The 17,902-nt window shown below is 52.8% G+C and carries 15 protein-coding genes and 1 pseudogene; all 16 read right to left on the reverse strand.

The genetic code is table 11. The features are described 5' to 3' along the window. Window positions 1–82: 82 nt before the first annotated feature. Window positions 83–1,501: a HAMP domain-containing sensor histidine kinase gene (locus A918_RS0105040; RefSeq protein ID WP_022709996.1), complete on the reverse strand. Its 1,419-nt coding sequence runs from the start codon at window positions 1,499–1,501 to the stop codon at window positions 83–85. Then, window positions 1,498–2,208, reverse strand: coding sequence for a response regulator transcription factor (locus A918_RS0105045; RefSeq protein WP_022709997.1), 711 nt, complete (start codon window positions 2,206–2,208; stop codon window positions 1,498–1,500). The genes A918_RS0105040 and A918_RS0105045 overlap by 4 nt, the downstream gene beginning before the upstream one ends. 87 nt (window positions 2,209–2,295) lie before the next feature. Continuing rightward, window positions 2,296–3,828, reverse strand: a complete 1,533-nt coding sequence (locus A918_RS0105050; RefSeq protein WP_022709998.1) for a Do family serine endopeptidase — start codon at window positions 3,826–3,828, stop codon at window positions 2,296–2,298. A gap of 127 nt (window positions 3,829–3,955) precedes the next feature. Next, window positions 3,956–4,411, reverse strand: coding sequence for a cytochrome c-type biogenesis protein (locus A918_RS0105055; RefSeq protein WP_371257501.1), 456 nt, complete (start codon window positions 4,409–4,411; stop codon window positions 3,956–3,958). A gap of 53 nt (window positions 4,412–4,464) precedes the next feature. Beyond that, window positions 4,465–6,453, reverse strand: a complete 1,989-nt coding sequence (locus A918_RS0105060; protein ID WP_022710000.1) for a heme lyase CcmF/NrfE family subunit — start codon at window positions 6,451–6,453, stop codon at window positions 4,465–4,467. Window positions 6,454–6,548: 95 nt separating this feature from the next. Then, window positions 6,549–6,986: a cytochrome c maturation protein CcmE gene (ccmE, locus tag A918_RS0105065; protein WP_022710001.1), complete on the reverse strand. Its 438-nt coding sequence runs from the start codon at window positions 6,984–6,986 to the stop codon at window positions 6,549–6,551. A gap of 62 nt (window positions 6,987–7,048) precedes the next feature. Further along, complete coding sequence (gene ccmI / locus A918_RS0105070; protein WP_022710002.1) at window positions 7,049–8,257, reverse strand: c-type cytochrome biogenesis protein CcmI; 1,209 nt, start codon at window positions 8,255–8,257, stop codon at window positions 7,049–7,051. A 143-nt stretch (window positions 8,258–8,400) separates the two neighbouring features. Further along, the gene (locus tag A918_RS0105075) at window positions 8,401–8,847 is read right to left on the reverse strand and encodes a membrane protein (RefSeq protein ID WP_022710003.1); all 447 of its coding nucleotides are present in this window, start codon (window positions 8,845–8,847) and stop codon (window positions 8,401–8,403) included. Window positions 8,848–9,004: 157 nt separating this feature from the next. Beyond that, window positions 9,005–10,333, reverse strand: a complete 1,329-nt coding sequence (locus A918_RS0105080; RefSeq protein WP_028233407.1) for an ATP-binding protein — start codon at window positions 10,331–10,333, stop codon at window positions 9,005–9,007. Between the two features lie 88 nt (window positions 10,334–10,421). Then, on the reverse strand, window positions 10,422–11,102 hold the full coding sequence (locus A918_RS0105085; RefSeq protein ID WP_022710005.1) for a response regulator transcription factor: 681 nt from the start codon (window positions 11,100–11,102) through the stop codon (window positions 10,422–10,424). A 154-nt stretch (window positions 11,103–11,256) separates the two neighbouring features. After that, window positions 11,257–11,592 carry a hypothetical protein gene (locus A918_RS22440; protein WP_306401681.1) on the reverse strand — a complete coding sequence of 112 codons (336 nt, stop codon included), beginning with the start codon at window positions 11,590–11,592 and terminating at the stop codon, window positions 11,257–11,259. A gap of 322 nt (window positions 11,593–11,914) precedes the next feature. Further along, window positions 11,915–15,709, reverse strand: coding sequence for a glycoside hydrolase TIM-barrel-like domain-containing protein (locus tag A918_RS0105095; protein ID WP_022710007.1), 3,795 nt, complete (start codon window positions 15,707–15,709; stop codon window positions 11,915–11,917). Between the two features lie 18 nt (window positions 15,710–15,727). Beyond that, a complete protein-coding gene (locus tag A918_RS0105100) occupies window positions 15,728–16,171 on the reverse strand; it encodes an NlpC/P60 family protein (protein WP_022710008.1) in 444 nt (147 codons plus the stop codon). Continuing rightward, on the reverse strand, window positions 16,168–17,055 hold the full coding sequence (locus A918_RS0105105; RefSeq protein ID WP_022710009.1) for a DUF2163 domain-containing protein: 888 nt from the start codon (window positions 17,053–17,055) through the stop codon (window positions 16,168–16,170). The genes A918_RS0105100 and A918_RS0105105 overlap by 4 nt, the downstream gene beginning before the upstream one ends. After that, complete coding sequence (locus tag A918_RS0105110) at window positions 17,055–17,687, reverse strand: DUF2460 domain-containing protein (RefSeq protein WP_022710010.1); 633 nt, start codon at window positions 17,685–17,687, stop codon at window positions 17,055–17,057. The genes A918_RS0105105 and A918_RS0105110 overlap by 1 nt, the downstream gene beginning before the upstream one ends. An 11-nt stretch (window positions 17,688–17,698) precedes the next feature. Then, window positions 17,699–17,902: pseudogene (locus A918_RS21985) on the reverse strand (phage tail tape measure protein); the annotation flags it as partial.

The following is a 17,902-nucleotide window of genomic DNA, read 5'->3' on the forward strand; positions in this document are numbered from 1 at the left end:
CGGGATGCGTTCCTGTTTCCACGCGCATCTTATCCGAAAACCGCTACGCACTTTTCGGGATGCGCTACAGATTCCTACCTGATTACTGTTTTGTCTCAGGCAGGGCAGGAAAAGCAAGAACAACCCGCAGTCCCGGTGAATTATCTTCCAGCATCAGACTGCCGCCATGCAGTTTCATCACCGCTTTTGCCAGACTGAGACCAAGACCGGAGCCCGGTTGCGTGCGGCTTTCTTCAAGGCGCACAAAACGCTCTGTCGCCTGTTCGCGCATCGCTTCCGGAATACCCGCGCCCTGATCGGCAACGCTGATTAATATCTGATCGCCCTCTTGCTTCATCGCCACGGTGATCTTTGTCCGGTTTTCACCGCCCTCATCCGCGACTGGTGAATATTTGATCGCATTATCAATCAGATTGGAAATAGTCTGGCCAACCAGCTCACGATTGATCCGCAGGCTGATATCCGCACCGGCTTCAACAACAAGCTCCAGCCCCGCATCTTCCGCAACAGGCTCATAAAGCTCTGCCACATCATGCAGGATCGGATTGACCGGTAGTACTTCCATATTCTCGGATGAGTAACCTGCCTCAAGACGCGAAATCATCAGGATTGCATTGAACGTACGGATCAGTTGATCGGATTCTGCAATAATATCTTCGAGAGCCGCGCGATATTCCGTATTCTCTTTCTGGCCGGAAAGTGTGGCTTCCGCCTTATTACGCAGTCTCGTCAGCGGGGTTTTCAGATCATGGGCGATATTGTCCGAGACATGTTTCAACCCGTCATTCAGTTCTTCAATCCGTCCCAGCATGGCGTTCAGATTAATCGACAGCCGATCGAACTCATCGCCTGAACCGCTAACCGGCAGACGTTCACCCAGATCACCGGCCATAATGCGTTGTGAGGAACTCGACACCTGTTTGAGACGTAACAACGCCCTGCGACCGACAAAATACCAGATCAGGAAAGCGCCAATTCCCATGATGCCCAGCGCCAGCACCAAAGCACGGCGCATAATATCACGGAACAGCTCCGGCTCACTCAGATCGCGGCCGATCAGAACACGCATACCATTCGGAATAGCGAAGACAATGGCAATTGCCTTGTGTTTCTCGGCATTGCCCTGTTCGCCATAGCGCATATAGGTGAATGGCCGGTCTGACATGCCGCTAATATCCAGCACGCCCGGCTCAAGGCTCTCCACATTGCCGGAGAGAATACGCCCTGCGGGATCAGAAATCAGATAAAGGAAAGCACCGGGCTGGCGGGAGCGCCGGTCAATCGTGCGCACCAGCAGCGGAATACCACCGCGCTCATAAGACTGCGTGACACTTGTCACCTCATCGAGCAAAGCTTTTTGTGTTTGCGCAGTCAGAAAATTGACCGACAGGTTGGTCATATAGAAAAACAGCGCCATCGCACTGAGCAGAAACAGCAACAAATATAAAGCCGACAGCCGGACGGCTGTCGTGCTCAGCAAGGCGCTCAACCGGCTCATCATTGACTGTCCGCCACTTTGGATTTGGCTGCAGATGTTCCCGCCTTCAGCATATAGCCCGCTCCGCGCACGGTATGCAGCAAAGGCTCGTCAAAATCCTTTTCGATTTTGGAACGCAGGCGCGAGATATGAACATCGATCACATTGGTTTGCGGGTCGAAGTGATAATCCCAGACATTTTCCAGCAGCATCGTGCGGGTTACCACCTGCCCCGCATGGCGCATCAGATATTCCAGCAGGCGGAATTCGCGCGGCTGCAAATTGATCTCAGTACCGGCTCGGCGTGCCGTATGGGAGAGACGGTCGAGTTCCAGATCACCAACACGGTAAACTGTGTCTGCTTCTTTCGGGCTGACACGGCGCTGCAAAACCTCAACCCGCGCCAGCAGTTCCGAGAATGCATATGGCTTGGTGAGATAATCATCACCGCCTGCACGCAGGCCTGTCACACGGTCATCCACCTGCCCCAAAGCTGAAAGAATGAGCGCCGGTGTGGTTTGCCCCTGTGCGCGTAATCCGGCGATGACAGAAAGGCCGTCACGCTTCGGCAGCATGCGGTCAATGATCAGCACGTCATAATGATTATTCTCAGCCAGCGTATAGCCGGTTTCGCCATCACCGGCCACATCAGCAATATGTCCGGCTTCAGCAAATGCTTTTTCCAGATACCGTGCCGCTTCGCGGTCATCTTCAATAATCAAAATACGCATCAGCAACCCTCAGAGCAGAGTGTAAATGTTTGAAAAGGCGGCACTGTTTAAGCACCGCCTTTTCTTATTTCAACCTATCAGAACAGATCAGCCCTGATCAACCGGCAGAGCAACAAAGCTGTTCTGGCCATTACGCTGAACCTGCAGCAGAACTGCCTTGCGTCCGTTTTTCACAGCATCTTTAATCGCTGCGTTAATGTCAGATGCGGATTTCACATCCTTATTATTCACGGTCACAATTGTATCGCCTGCTCGCATGCCCTTGTCAGCAGCATCGCTGTCAGGATCAACATCGGTTACGACAACACCTTTGCCGCTGTCATCCGGTGTGACTGTGAGGCCGTAATCATCAAGGGTTTCACTCTCGCCCGAAGATGTAGCAGCGCTCTTGTCACCCTGTTTCTGGTCATCCGGATAGGCTTTGATTTCAATGCTGACAGTCTCAGCCTTGCCCTTGCGCCAGATCGTCAGGCTGGCTTTTTCGCCCGGATTGATCGCAGCAACTTTCTTAGCCAGATCACGCGGATCTTTCACGGTCTCATCATTCACTGCCGTAATCACATCACCGGCAACGATACCCGCTTTAGCAGCAGGACCATCAGCCTGTGGTTCGGCAACGATTGCGCCTTTATCTTCTGCAAGACCGAGCGAATCTGCGATTTCCTTGGTCACCGGCTGAATTTGCACACCAATCCAGCCGCGCTCAACCGAGCCCTTCTTAATCAGCTGATCCACAACCTTGCTTGCAGTGGATGCCGGAATTGCAAAGGCAATACCAACACTGCCACCCGATGGCGAGAAGATCGCGGTGTTAATACCGACAACCTTACCGGTCAGATCAAAAGCAGGGCCGCCGGAGTTACCCTTGTTTACCGCCGCATCAATCTGGATGAAGTCATCGTAAGGGCCTGCACCGATATCACGGCCACGGGCAGAAACAATACCGGCAGTCACAGTACCGCCAAGACCGAACGGATTACCTACGGCGACAACCCAGTCCCCGACTTTGACAGTGCTGTCATCATCAAAAGCAACGTAAGTGAATTTGCGCTTATCATCGACTTTCAGCACGGCAAGGTCTGTACGGGCATCAGTGCCGATCAGCTTGGCATCAAGTTCAGTACCGTCATCCATCACAACGGAGAATGAATCACCGTCTGTCACAACGTGGTTATTGGTGACGACATAGCCGTCTTCAGAAATGAAGAAGCCTGAACCCTGAGCAAACGGACGGGCATGACCGCGATCACCGCGCTTCTGGCGCTTATTCGGGCGCGCCTGTTCACCATCAGGACCATAAGGATTGCCGAATTCTTTGAAGAAGCGCTTCAGAGGATGGCCGTCCGGCAACTGGTCAAGACCATTACCGCCAAAATACTGGGTGCGATCATTGCGTGTGTTCTGCACATCGCTTTTCACGCGCACACTCACAACGGCAGGGCGAACTTTTTCAACCAGTTCAGAAAAACCAGGCTGAGCCTGAGCAGTCACGCTGACCGGAGCTGCCTGCGCAGACGAGATTGATGCCAGAGGGCCTGTCGCCAGAATTGTACCGGCCAGAGCGGCGGACAAGAAAATGCGGGTCAGCGGACGACGGGAAGATGACTTAATATCAGACATAAAATATCTCCTGAGAGGGCAGATAACCAGCTAAAGATTATCAACTATTCCTCACAAGAGATAGCTTACCGAACATTACCGGATAATTTCTGAAACATGAATTTTTCGTAAGGTTACGAAATTCCGGTTATTTGCCGTCCAGAAGATTTTGAAGACGTTGTTTTTCCTCGTCATTCAGCGGAACGATCTGTGACTGTGTGCTACCGGCCTTACGGCGTGAAAACCAGATAGTGCTGATACCAATAATCAGAATAATGACAGGAAAGCTCCACAGGATGATTGTCTGCTTGTCGAGACGCGGCTTGAGAAGCACGAACTCGCCATAACGCGACACCAGAAAATCAATAACCTGTTCGTCGCTGTCGCCCTGTACCAGACGCTCACGCACCAGCAAACGCAGGTCACGCGCCAGATCGGCATCGGAATCATCAATCGACTGGTTCTGGCACACCATGCACCGCAAACCGGCAGACAGATCACGCGCACGTTTTTCCAGCACAGGATCAGCCAGAACTTCATCCGGATTAACCGCCCATGCGTTATGAACATTTGCAGTCAGCAAACTACCGGCGGCGATGCTCACAGCAATAAGCAAGATGCAGAAGGAACGGCTGCATAGATTTTTCAACAGGCTCATCATGCCACCCCGCTTACTGCTTTCACCGTCTTTTTAGCTCTGGCCGGAGCACCGACACGCAGACGTCTGTCCATCAGAGACAAGAGCCCGCCAAGAACCATAGCAACCGTGCCAAGCCAGATCAGCGTGACCGATGGTTTCCACCAGAGGCGCACGACCATGCCGCCATTTTCCAGAGCATCACCCAGTGCAACATAGTACTGATTAACGCCACGGGTCAGGATACCGGCTTCTGTCGTCGGCATATTACGCGCCGGATAGAAGCGCTTTGCCGCCATAACATTGCCGATTGTATTACCGCTGCTGTCGAGCAGAGAGAACAATCCCTGATCTTCCGTATAGTTTGAACCGGAAAAAGGCTGCTGCGCATCATAGCGCAACTGATAACCGGAGAAAGCAACCGTTTCTCCCTGTTTCATAGTGACAACCTGTTCCGTACCGAAACTGGACACAATCACGATACCCAGCAAGGTAATGCCAAGCCCCATATGCGCCAATGCAGTACCGAATACCGAACGCGGCAGTCCCAACAAACGCGGGAATGCCCGCGAAAGCTCAACTTTGCCAAAACCGGCTTTGGTCACGATATCCATCAGGCTGCCAAGAATAACCCACAGACCCAGACCAATACCAAATGCTGCCCAGACAGCGCGCGGATCAATTAGAATAAGAACCAGTCCCACGCTCAGGAGACACAGGCCGAAAACCCACATCAGACGCTGTGCCACTGCATAGAGATCGCCGCGTTTCCATGCCAGCAGCGGGCCGAATGGAACGGCTGCCAGCAGCGGGATCATCAGCGGGCCGAAAGTCATATTAAAAAACGGTGCACCGACAGAAATCTTGGTTCCAGTCATTGCTTCCAGCAAAAGCGGATAAAGCGTACCGATCAGCACAGTTGCCGTCGCCGTGCTCAGGAACAGATTGTTGAGCACCAGTGCGCCTTCACGCGATACGGGCTGGAACATTGTTCCGGTCGTCAATGTCTGTGCGCGCAAGGCAAATAGTGCCAGTGAACCGCCGATGAAGAACACCAGAATAGCGAGAATGAACAGGCCGCGTCCCGGATCGGTGGCAAAGCTGTGTACCGAGGTCAGCACGCCTGAGCGGACAAGGAATGCACCGAGCAATGACAGAGAGAATGTCAGCAGGGCCAGCAAAATCGTCCAGATTTTCAAAGCGCCGCGTTTTTCCATCACAATCGCGGAATGCAGAAGCGCAGTACCGATCAACCATGGCATGAAGGATGCGTTTTCAACCGGATCCCAGAACCACCAGCCACCCCAGCCCAGTTCATAATAAGCCCAGTAAGAGCCCATTGAGATACCGCCGGTCAGAAAAATCCACGCGGTCAGCGTCCAAGGTCGTACCCAGCGCGCCCATGCGGCATCAATACGACCGTCAATCAGCGCAGCAACAGCAAAGGAAAAACAAACTGAAAAGCCGACATAGCCGAGATAAAGCATCGGCGGATGAATGGCGAGGCCGATATCCTGCAGGATAGGATTGAGATCCTGCCCTTCAATCGGCGCCGGAATAATCCGGATAAACGGATTGGATGTGAAAAGAATGAAGCTTAAGAATGCTGTGGCAATCCATCCCTGCACAGCCAGAACATTTGCCCGCAATGTGTTCGGAAGATTGCTGCCGAAAACTGCAACCAGCGCACTGAAAAATGTCAGGATCAGCACCCAGAGCATCATCGAGCCTTCGTGATTGCCCCAGACACCGGTAATTTTAAACAGCAAAGGCTTCAGCGAGTGGGAATTTTCAACCACATTGAGCACTGAGAAATCAGAAGTAACATAGGCATGTACCAGCATTGCCGATGATAACAGAACCAGTGCAAACACGGCCGCAGAACAAGGTTCTGCAACGCTCATCAATCGGGAATCATTCCGTTTTGCTCCGATGATCGGCAAAAAGGACTGCACCAAGGCCAAAGCCAGTGCCAGTACCAGTGCGAAATGTCCGATTTCAACGCTCATTCTATTTATCCTGCCTGTTGAATATTGCGCATCCGAAACACGCAATATTCAGCTTTTGGAATGGGAGTTTCAAACACAGCATGCTTAAGAGCAGCTTAGTTCCCTTCCCAGACACCTTTTTCTTTCAGACTGTCTGCAACATCTTTCGGCATGTAATTTTCGTCATGCTTTGCCAGAACATTATCTGCGATAAAAACACCATCGGGTGTAAAACGGCCTTCTGCGACAACGCCCTGCCCCTCACGGAACAGATCAGGCAAAATACCTTCATAGGTGACAGTCACCTGTTTCAGCGTGTCTGTGACGGCAAATTGCACATGCTTATCCGCGCCGCGCACTACAGAGCCGGCCTCAACCAGACCACCAAGACGGAAACGCGCACCCGATGCAATATCTTCTGCCGTTACATCATCAGGCGTACGGAAATAGCGAATATCCTGACTGAAAGCGATCAGTACCAGACCAATAGCCAGCGCCAAAACGGCCATGGCACCGGAGATCAAAATCAGGCGCTTGCGTTTGCGGTTGCGCATAACCTGTGAAACCCGCGGCGGGCTGTTTTCTGCAGAGGGTGATGCCGATAACTGACTATGGGTCACTTCTGAACTCCCGTCGTATCCAGTCCTAACCGGGTGGCGACCTGTGTAAGACGCTTCCCGTCATTTTCCGGCAGAACTTTAACAGCTTTTCGCAAAGCTTCGGCAGCATTATCACGCTCACCAAGCACGACATATGCGCGCAGCAAACGCTCCCAGCCATCAATATCCGTCGGGTTATCTTGTAGTTTTGCAGCCAGACCATCCACCATGGAACGGATCATATCTTTCCGCCCCTGCTCACTCAGGGCGGCAGCAGCCTCTACATCTTCAGCTGTCGGACCTGGTGCCTGAGCTGCCGGTGTCTGCGTAGCCTGTGACGGTGCAGTTGAAGGAGCCGCGCCGCCTGATTTCAGATTGGCAATCGTTTGCTCAATATCCGCGCGCCATTGTGCATCTTCAGGTGATGTATTGAGAATGATCTGCAAGACATTGATTGCATCATCCCGTTTACCGGCCTGCAGCAATGCCCGTGCTTTCATCAAAGGCGGACGCATGTCGGACGGTTCGATTGTTCCGGCTTTCTCGAAGAGAGCAAGAGCCTCTTCAGTGACCTGCCCGTTGGCTTTAATCGTCAGGGCTTCCCCGAGACCGATCAGACGATCAACATCATCACCAAGCAGTTCCAGAGCCTTGCGGTAGGCATTAATGGCATCGTCAACGCGGCCAATGCGCAGATAAATCGGCGCAAGTATCGCCCAGCCACGGCCATCATCCGGCGTCTTTGCCAGATGCGCTTCGGCCTGTGCGATCAGTTCGGCTGCGCTTTTATCCTGAATCATTGTGTTTTTGCGTTCAGCCAGTGGCTGCGCAGGCAGATCAGGCATACCGATTGCTGCATAGACACCCCAACTGACTGCCGGAATGAACAATAAGACAAGAATAATCGCCCAACGGTCGCTTGCACTGAACAGATATTTCTTTTCAGCAGCACCCGTAGCTTTGCCTTCAGCACCTGCAGCCGCATCCGTCATACGACGGTCATTCTTAAGAATACGACGGGATATTTCGAGTCGGGCTTGTTCAGCCGACTGCTCATCCAGCAGACCACGCGCCAGATCGGAATCAATCTCTTTCAGCTGCTGAATATAAACCGAGCGGTCTTCCTCGCCCTCAGCCACGGACACGGTGTCTTTTCGTGTCAGAGGCAACATGACGATAAGAATTGCAGCGAAAGTTAAAAGTGCAGAAACAAGCCAGAAATCCATGACCGGAGACTTAATCTACCTGCCCGGTAAAACCAACTGCCTGTTGGCAAATTATCAGGGTATAGGTCATTTGGCCGCAAAGCTGTCCGGCAGTTCAGTTCTGTGCAAAACCTGCCTTATTTAAGTTTTGCACAGAGGCTAAATCAGGTCAGCGGTGTCCAGCTACCATCATCATTGCGGCAGGCAGTGCCGCGCACCAGCTGTGGCGCTCCATCAACGGTAAAACTATGGCTATATTGCCTGCAATTCTGCGAGCCGACCTGATATGGCTGCGCAGCAGTTACCTCGCCGGAAGCTTTGCCAGAACGCCCCTTCCATGAAACCGCTTCACCTTTCGGTGCATATTCCAGCGCTTTATATTCCGCCTCGATTGCCGATCTGCGATCAGAAGCCGTGAGCTGAGAACCGGCAGAGCCCAGAATACCATTTCCCATTGGCGCCAGCACTGCATTGCTGACCGATCCTCCGGCCAGTGGATTCCGGGATGGCGAACCTGATGTTGAAGCGTTCAATGTGGAGCAGGCTGTCAGAGCAAACAGCGGAAGAATAAAAGTAAGTTTACGCAATGTACCTACGGAAGACGACTTCATGAGCAATTTAACATCCTGTCAGCAACGCTTTGCAGAGCATTATGACTGCTGAAAGCACACTCTGCAATCATTCCCTTGACATCTCAACACAAAACAAAATCAGGAATAATGCGCCTGACTACGGTCATTTATACCTGAAACCAGCTAAAAGCAAAGCTCAGCTTAAAACTGCAGGCAAAGTAATCTGCACGGCAAGCCCACCCAAAGATGCCTTACTCAGTCCCAAAGCCCCGCCATATTCCCTGACCGTATCCTGAACAATTGCCAGTCCCAAACCTGTACCGGGCTTGCTTTCATCAATGCGCTTCCCGCGTTTCAGCGCTTCAGCCATTTTATCCGCAGGTAGACCTTCTCCGTCATCCTCGATCAGGATTTCAAACTGATTGCTTGCTCCTTCACCTGCATCCGGTTTCTGAGCGGCTCGCAGCGACAGATGAATTTTTGAACGCCCCCATTTGGCCGCGTTTTCCATAATATTTCCGACGATTTCCTCGAGATCTTCTTTTTCACCGGCAAAGATTGCAGCGGGAAACTGATTGGAAAAAGTAACCTTCAAATGCGGATTAAGCTTAGCCGTCACACGAATCATGCGCTCGAGCACAGGCGTGACCGGCGCCCTGAACACAACACTGTCCCGCTGGGCTGCAACGCGCGCGCGCTGCAAATAATGCTGGATCTGCACCTGCATTGCATCACTCTGCTCGATCACCAACTGCCCCTGACGGCCGCCAATATTGCGGCCTTCATTCATCAGCACAGAAAGCGGCGTTTTCAGAGAATGCGCGAGATTGCCCACCTGCGTCCGCGACCGCTCCACAATACGGTGGTTATTTTCTATCAGGGCATTCATTTCCTGCGCGAGCGGTGCGATTTCCAAAGGCAAGTCCGCATCAACACGATTGCTTCTTCCCTCACGAATATCCGCCAGCGTGCGACGCACATGATCCAGCGGTCGCAAACCAAACAAAATAATCGCCGCATTAATCAGAATACTGCCAAGGCCGAACAGCCCCAGATAGATATAAAGCCGGTTGCGGAAATCGCTGATTTCTTCTTTCACCTCATTCAGATTACCCATCACGCGGAAACGGGCAATTTTATCCGTGCTGTCGAGAACAACCTCTGTTTCAACGACAGAAAGATCCTCGCCAGTACTGGTTTGCACGACATAACTGCGCATGAATGACTGGTCGAAAGGTGCTTCAGAAACCGACTTTACAGGAATTATTTTTGAGCCCAATGAAACCGAGCCCAGATGCCCGCGTACACTTGCAGACACAGGATCAACCGACCAGTACCAGCCTGAATCAGCGCTGGCATAGCGTATTTCACCAAGCTCCGGCTTACCGTAAAGCTCGCCTTCCGGCGTCAGACTGACCGCACCGACGAGACTATAAAGATGCGCAGATAAAAGGCTTTGAAAACTGCGCTCTGCCGCATCCCGATATAGAGACTGAATAAGTGTGGCAACGACAACAAGGGCAATGATGACCCATAATGTTGACAGCGTTACCACACGCAGTGCCAGCGAGCGCAAACCGAGAGCAAAGACTTTCCCGGAAAACAACGGCATCTCAGTCTTTACTGCCATCATTATTGTCAGAGCGGATGCGATATCCCATGCCGCGAACGGTCTCGATCATATCCACGCCCATCTTCTTGCGCAGACGTCCGACAAAAACCTCGATCGTATTGGAATCGCGGTCGAAATCCTGATCGTATAGATGCTCCACCAGTTCTGTACGGGAAATCACTTCATCCATATGGTGCATGAGATAAGACAAAAGCCGGAACTCATGAGAGGTCAGCTTCAAAGCTGCACCGTCAACCGTTGCTTTGGATGCCTTTGTATCCAGCACAAGTTTACCGCTGACAATTTCCGATGAAGCATGGCCAGCCGCACGGCGGATCAGAGCGCGCAACCGCGCCAGAACTTCTTCAATGTGAAATGGTTTCGCCACATAATCGTCGGCACCGGCATCGATACCGGCAACCTTATCACTCCAGCGGTCACGCGCTGTCAGCATCAGCACCGGCATGGAACGGCCTTCACGACGCCAGCGCTCCACAACACTGATCCCATCCATTTGCGGCAGGCCGATATCCAGTATCACCGCATCATAAGGTTCAGTATCGCCGAGAAAATGTCCTTCTTCGCCGTCAAAAGCACAATCGACTACATAGTCCGCATCACGGAGAGCTTCAGCCAGCTGACGGTTAAGATCCTTATCATCTTCAACAATCAGAATTCTCATCAGCAAACCTTTTCAGTCTTTCGGAGCGACAATACAGCATGCAGTCTGCCATGCAGACAGCATCTGTTTTTACAGCACATTACAAGAATGAGCAAACGGGAGAATTACAAGTCAGTGTCCGGTAAGTTACAGGCGAAACTTTAAAGCTTCCGCTTTACTTGGCCGGTACTGCAACTTCCACACGGCGCGGACGCTCACCATCACGTCCGGGAACCAGCACAACCACAATACAGACAGGCGCGCCGTTCTGAACAGCAGCTGTTGCTTTGGTCAGCGTACCGCCCTGTTGTGCAGCAACCTGCTGCCCGATGGCAGCACAATCACCGGCAACGCGAATGATATGCGGCTGCGCCTGTTGCAAACCGGCAGGTACGTGCCGTTGCAAGCCTGCGGCGCCCGCAGATGGAACAATGCTTGTAAAAACTGCTGCGGTCATACCGGTGAGCAGAGTAAAAGCAGCGAAAAATGTGCGAACTGGTTTCTGTGTCATCATAACGCTCACTTTAACGCCTCTTACCTGAATGTTGAATGAACAATCTTGTGTATCAAACAAACGGTACTCATCCGGAGCGTTTCCATTAACGACAGGTTCACGGGAACCGCTCACATCGTTTCACCCTATTTCCGGACGGTCATTCTGTTGTACTGCCGGAAATGCTTAGATTTTTTCTTTCGTTAACATTAGTTCCCTAAAAACGAAAGTCTTCATAACTGCGGCAAAGCTGCCAAATTCATTAAAAACTGTCAATTACGAAGGATCAGCCCGTTTTCAATTCAACGTGTGTGCTGGAAAATATTTGTCGCAACTGGTTTTAGTAACGAAACGATAGTGAAGCCGCCTCTCCCGCGCCGGAACTCTGACTGATCTGAGCGACCTCCAAACGCAAATGCACACCGTGTTGCACCTGACCGGAATAAACATAATGCGGCCGGGTTACTTCCGCTTTTTCCAACAGCACTCCATCCTGCCACAGCTGCACCTGATATTTTTCCGTAGCCTCTCCGAGAGGAATATCTTCTCCCATCCAGCTATCCGCATCAATGCGTCCGCGCCGGATCCACTGAAAATGCATATCCCCGTTTAGCTGTGGTCTATATCTGACATGAACCGGACTCAGAGGCTTTAAGGCCTTCATACCACCGGCAGCGGATTGGGTACTAAAATAATCATCCGAAAAGTCCCGACCGGATGGCCCCGCACGCCAGTTCAGCATCAAACCGTTTTCAGTCTTCTGCAATCCTGCAGGAACAACCCGATCATCCAGCAAAATAAAAGACGCACCTGCGGGTTTGACAATACCGGCCTCTGGTTCTGTTCCCGATTGTCCGCGCAGCAAAGACTTTAACCGCCAGTGACCGGCAGCAATTTCTTCTGCCTCCTGATACTGCAGAATCTCCCATCCGCCCGCGCTATTTTGCACCAGAGCGGTATTAGCCGCATTCAGCACTTGCAACACAGACTGAGAATGTAATTCCCCGTGATATAGACGAATATCGAAACTCTGCTTATGCATGAAACGACCGCTGGCGGCACCTGCAAGCTCTGTTGTCAGCTCTCCCATGATTGCGGCATAGGGGATCACTGTGCGCAATTGATAGCCACCCGCTTCCGGCGAGGCAAAAAGCGCCACATGCCGCCACGGCTTGGCATAACAAGCGATGCGAAACTGACTGCTCTCATTTTCAATTCCGGGCCACATCGGCAAATCCAGCATATGAAACAGCGGCGGGCCAGCAGTCACACTACCGGAATCAGGTACCGCTGGCATACGGGTGCGGTCAGGGCGACGCAAAGCCGGTGCAAGCGCCACGGCTTTAACCCGCCTTGCCGTCCCGTCCTCAAAGCTCACAATGACATAATCACGACTTCCGGCCAGTTCAGGCACACGTACCCTTTCACCAACCGTCAAACCTGCTTGCGACCACGGCACAGAAAAAGCAACAGTGCGGCGTTCAGCCCGTTTTCTTTCAAGCCAGCTTTCGGCCAGTGCCTGCGCCTGTCCGCTTTCCATCGCCGCAGATAAAGACAGACTTTCGTGACCGGCACGCTGCCAACCGGATTTTTGCGCCAAGGCACTGCCGGACTGATAATCCCGCAAAGCATCGCTGAAATAAATCTCCGCGCTTGCAGGCAATTCCTCCACATCATCCAGAATGCGCACTGGCAATGCCTGATCGCCTTCCAGTGCATAATCCTGAATGGCAACGGGATTCTGGCGTTGTGTGAGACTGCGGAATACCAGTCTCTGATTTCCTTTTACCTGCTCAAAAGCCACCACGCCGAATATATCCATCAGCGGCTCCAGCAATGCTCTGCCACTGGCAGGATTGTCGGCGATATAACCAGACAGATAGCCATCAACGCCACGGCAATCAGCCAACCCTTCAAGTCCAAAATCTTTCAGCAAAGCCAGTAACAATTCATCCAGCGCCACACCACTGAGGCGGCCATTGAGCCAATGCCCCGTTGCCCAATTGGCGGCATCGCCCCAGATATCTGCCTTCAGCGGATATTCCGGAAACGGGCGCGTATCCCAAGCCCAGACATAAATCTGCGCCGAATCAAGCATTGCACCGCCATAGAGCGGCGAAACAGGATTATGCTCTCCCGCAACATTCCAATAAGCAAAATGCGCGCGCAAAAAACGATCCGGCGCAATATCACTGCGCGAACCGTCGGAGAAATATGGCACAGCATTTTCCGAGGATTTCGGATCAGGAAATACATTCGGCTGGTTCGGCCCTTTATCAACCGCCGCACAGCCAAGCTCGGTAAACCAGAATGGCTTGGACATCGGTTGCCATGCGGTAGGTTGTGTCTGCTCCACACCATTGATGCGGTTGAAATGCTGGTTCTGCCACCATGAGCGCAAATCCTTATAACGGAATACCCACGGCTTTCCCGCCAGACCATCCGTTATTGCTGTGCGCTTGCGGGCACGCCTGTTTGCATCCGAAGCATAATACCAGTCATAGCCCTCACCTCCGGCAATGGCATTTTGCAAAGCACTTTCATCATAGGCAGAAGCGGGAAAAGCCGGATCAATGCTGCGCTCATCCCCGTCACGCCAGTCACTCAGCGGCATATAATTATCAATACCGATGGCATTGATTGCCGGATGCGCCCAGAGCGGATCAAGGTGAAAGAACACATCGCCGCTGCCATCCTGCGGGTGATAGCCAAAATATTCCGACCAATCCGCACCATAGGTGATTTTCCAATCGGCACCTAAAGATATGCGTGCATTATCAGCCAGTTCGCACAAAGTGCTGACAAACGGAAAATCATTCTGTTCATTGCGGATTTGTGTCAGGCCACGCAATTCCGAGCCGATCAGAAAAGCATCAACACCACCGGCAGCATGCGCCAGCTCCAGATAATGGCGGATGAAATTCTTATAGCCGTTCATACCATTGGAAAAACGGACAAGCTGAAGCCCTGCTTCAACTGTTTTATCCACTCCCGCCGCTACACCAATTCTGCCGCGCCACGGATAGGCTGGCTGAAAGCCCTCACCATCCAGCGCAGGCAACTGATTACCAGCAGGAATATCCATCATAATAAATGGATAAAGCGTGACCTTCAGTCCACGCTGTCGGGCATCTTTGATTGCAGCGATGACCGAGAAATCACTCGGTGTCCCGCCATAGGCTTTCTCAGTGCCATTATCAGAAATCAGATGGGCAGATGCACGGTCAACAGTACCGACACGCCAGTGATGGCTCGGTTTTCTCGCTTCCCGCGCTGTAACAGCGGGCAAAATCCGGCATTCTCCCGCGCGCAGATCGGTACCGAACCACGGCACAATCAGAGCAACTGTTATCAGGTTGGGACACAGCGCCTGCAACTCATCCAGTGATGCTGACCAGTCACTTTGCGCCCGCAGAGTATTACGGTTCAACGCGCGTGTTTCACCGGGGCGCGGTTCATCGCGCACCATCTGCGGTGACAAACCAAATTCCGTTGCACCGGGGATCAGCGCAACGGCCTGAATATCACGGGTAAGCCTACCAACACTGCGCATAACCTCGAATTGCAAAAGCGGAAGCCGGTTACCATAGGCATCAATCGGCAGGCGTTCAAACACCACATAGGCAGTGCCGCGATAGGCAGGTGCTTTCCCCGCCCCCTGCCGCGCTTCAATCAGCGGATCGGGCTGCTGCGTTTCAGTGCCTTTATAGACACGAATTGTCACTTGCGTCTGATCCAGCTCTTTGCCATCTGCCCAGATGCGCCGGATGCCGGAAATCTCGCCCTGCGCCACCGCAAAAGCGGCATTGACATAATAGCTGTAAGTGGTGGTTTTCGGACCACCTTTCGCCCCTTGACGGGTGGTGGTTTTCTCTTCCTCGAAACGGGTCGCCCAGATCAGCGTACTGCCGACACGCATCGTGCCATAAACGGCAGGCAAAACAGCCCCTTCTTCCGCCTGCATCGGACGTGTACCGGAGAGACGCGGCCCTTCGATACGCCGCGTTGAATTAATCAGCGCATTGTCGATCATATAGCCGCCCATAGCGCCAATCGCACTACCGATTGCCGCGCCAACGGGGCCGAACAGCCCGCCGATCATACTACCTGCCGCCTGAAGAACCACTGTACTCATGCGAGAAATGACCTGTCTTCAAACCGAAGGATTTGGAAAGGAGAAAACGGCTGCAATACGCTGCCGCCATTGCGGAACCAGCGCAGAAAGCGTCACACTATGCCCCTCATAGGCATGGATGAAGCGGTTATTCTCCGCCATGATGCCTAAATGCTTGGCCGCCACACCATCCCGCCAGCGAAAGATCAAGAGATCACCGGCCTGCATCTCTGATTGCGGGTTTAAATGCATATGCCGACGCGCCGCATCAATCAGCGGCTCATCTTGGGCAAGCTCTGCCCAGTCGCGGGAATAGGTGCCGGCATCCTCCGGCTCTGTACCATAAAGCTCGCGCCAGATACCGCGTATCAGCCCCAGACAATCGCACCCCACCTGCAAACGGCTGGCACCGTGACGATAAGGTGTGCCAAGCCATTTTTCAGCAATCGCCAGCACTTTGTCATTCAACGGGGCAGCGGTCATGGTACCAGTACCCCACCGTCAAAATTTCCCTCACCACCGGCAAAACCATAGGCAGCATCATTGCCGGGAATATGCGGAAAGCCGCGAAAATTCTCATGATTGGCAAAGCGGTCACGGCATTGCTGAAAGCTCTTGTCGCAACCCGCCAGCACACGAAAACGATCACCGATCTGAACGTCATAGACCGGCAGTTCCTGAAGGGTCAGACTTGCCGCATCACCCTGTTTAAGGTGCGAGACAATATTATTCACGCTGCCCTGATTTTGCCCACTCAGCCAGTGCAGGCTCCCGCGCTCAAACCAGTGCGAGGTAAAACCACTCAGATTTACGACCACCAGATCCTGTCCGCTGACAAGCTCCACCACGCCCTCCCCCGCATAGCGCGGATCGGCCGGATTGATGCCGCAACGCTTATCTGCAAATTCCGCATCGCAACCCCGCTTGGCACGCCGCCCGAAAACACGATCCAGCAGAGCCGCACTGCTTTTCAGTTCAGCGGTAAAATTCATGCCGCTGCGTGTAATTTTGCCGATTACGCTGCTGCGCAATAATACCGCTTGCTCCGGCTGCGCCCAGTTGACCAGATAAGTCTCAACAGTCGCACCGTCATAAAGCCCGCGCTCAATATCCGCATCAGTCAAAGCGTCACTGGTCAGCGCCCCTTCAATCTCGGAACTGTCTACCGCGAGACCAAGCTGGCTTCCTGCCTCAGAACCATTCATCCCGCTTTGCGGAAAGCACTTTATCCCATGCACGAATAATGTTCTGTCATGGTCACAAAAGCCAAAAACCTCACCGTCTTTGCGGCGCAAAATCCATGCAAAACAATGTGTTGTCACATCGCCTTGCAAATGTGATTCAAGTGCCGGATCGAGTGTCAGCATCACTTCACCTCAACAATCGGAATGGATGGAATTTCACCGGCTTTGAAACTGGCAATACTGGCGCTCAGCCTGTCCGTATCAAAGCGAACCGGCACATCGAACAGGAAACCCGCAGTCACTTTTGCCTGTGGCGGCGGCACATAATCCTCGTGAACTTCCACTATGCCTGTCAGCCAATTTACGCTGAATGCATCCGCCGCAAGCACCTCCCCCTCCACTGCCAACTGCACGGTGCTCAACACAGGCTTGGTAATAATGCGCTGATAATCACCATAATGTTTCGCCAGCTGAAATTGCCGTGTCGTGCCGTCTCCCCGCCCCAGAAACTGATCTGTTGGTTGCGGCGGTGCATCCTGTTCCGATGAGAGATGATCAAACGGATCACGAAACCGGAACGCATAAAGTGAACCGCGTCGTGCCTCGAAAAAGCGCAACACATCGCGCAGATCGTTGAGCGAACGCAACCCTGTTCCGGCATCATAAAACCGGCGCGACATCGACCAGCGCGCATTACGCTTTTCGTGTCCCGAGGTCAGGCTCACAATCTCATTACGCCATTCCGGCCCGCCGGTTGCACCAAATGAAACACCAAGCGGAAAAGGCACATCATGAAATGAAGATAAATCCTGCATAATGCGCCCTTTCACATACGTCTGGTGCCATGGCGCACGGCACGCGCCAGCATGGCACTGACCTGCGCTTCCGAGCGGCTGAAAGAAGCAGCATCGGGCGATGACATATTGAAATTGATCTGCATGGATCGCCCTCCGCCGCCACTGCCCATAGCCACGCCAAGACTGCCGTCACTGCCGCGTGCCAATGGCAAAATCGCCTCGGCTCCCGCCTC

This window comes from Pseudochrobactrum sp. AO18b, assembly GCF_000409565.1.
Taxonomy (GTDB): domain Bacteria; phylum Pseudomonadota; class Alphaproteobacteria; order Rhizobiales; family Rhizobiaceae; genus Pseudochrobactrum; species Pseudochrobactrum saccharolyticum.

Excerpts from the sequence above, each read along its gene's own strand:
- A918_RS22440 (WP_306401681.1), bottom strand. The coding sequence starts at position 11,592 with ATGACACAGAAACCAGTTCGCACATTTTTCGCTGCTTTTACTCTGCTC.
- ccmE (WP_022710001.1), bottom strand. The coding sequence starts at position 6,986 with ATGCGCAACCGCAAACGCAAGCGCCTGATTTTGATCTCCGGTGCCATG.
- A918_RS0105105 (WP_022710009.1), bottom strand. The coding sequence starts at position 17,055 with ATGCTGACACTCGATCCGGCACTTGAATCACATTTGCAAGGCGATGTG.
- A918_RS0105110 (WP_022710010.1), bottom strand. The coding sequence starts at position 17,687 with ATGCAGGATTTATCTTCATTTCATGATGTGCCTTTTCCGCTTGGTGTT.
- A918_RS0105075 (WP_022710003.1), bottom strand. The coding sequence starts at position 8,847 with ATGAAGTCGTCTTCCGTAGGTACATTGCGTAAACTTACTTTTATTCTT.
- A918_RS0105100 (WP_022710008.1), bottom strand. The coding sequence starts at position 16,171 with ATGACCGCTGCCCCGTTGAATGACAAAGTGCTGGCGATTGCTGAAAAA.
- ccmI (WP_022710002.1), bottom strand. The coding sequence starts at position 8,257 with ATGGATTTCTGGCTTGTTTCTGCACTTTTAACTTTCGCTGCAATTCTT.
- A918_RS0105095 (WP_022710007.1), bottom strand. The coding sequence starts at position 15,709 with ATGAGTACAGTGGTTCTTCAGGCGGCAGGTAGTATGATCGGCGGGCTG.
- A918_RS0105085 (WP_022710005.1), bottom strand. The coding sequence starts at position 11,102 with ATGAGAATTCTGATTGTTGAAGATGATAAGGATCTTAACCGTCAGCTG.
- A918_RS0105060 (WP_022710000.1), bottom strand. The coding sequence starts at position 6,453 with ATGAGCGTTGAAATCGGACATTTCGCACTGGTACTGGCACTGGCTTTG.
- A918_RS0105045 (WP_022709997.1), bottom strand. The coding sequence starts at position 2,208 with ATGCGTATTTTGATTATTGAAGATGACCGCGAAGCGGCACGGTATCTG.
- A918_RS0105040 (WP_022709996.1), bottom strand. The coding sequence starts at position 1,501 with ATGATGAGCCGGTTGAGCGCCTTGCTGAGCACGACAGCCGTCCGGCTG.
- A918_RS0105050 (WP_022709998.1), bottom strand. The coding sequence starts at position 3,828 with ATGTCTGATATTAAGTCATCTTCCCGTCGTCCGCTGACCCGCATTTTC.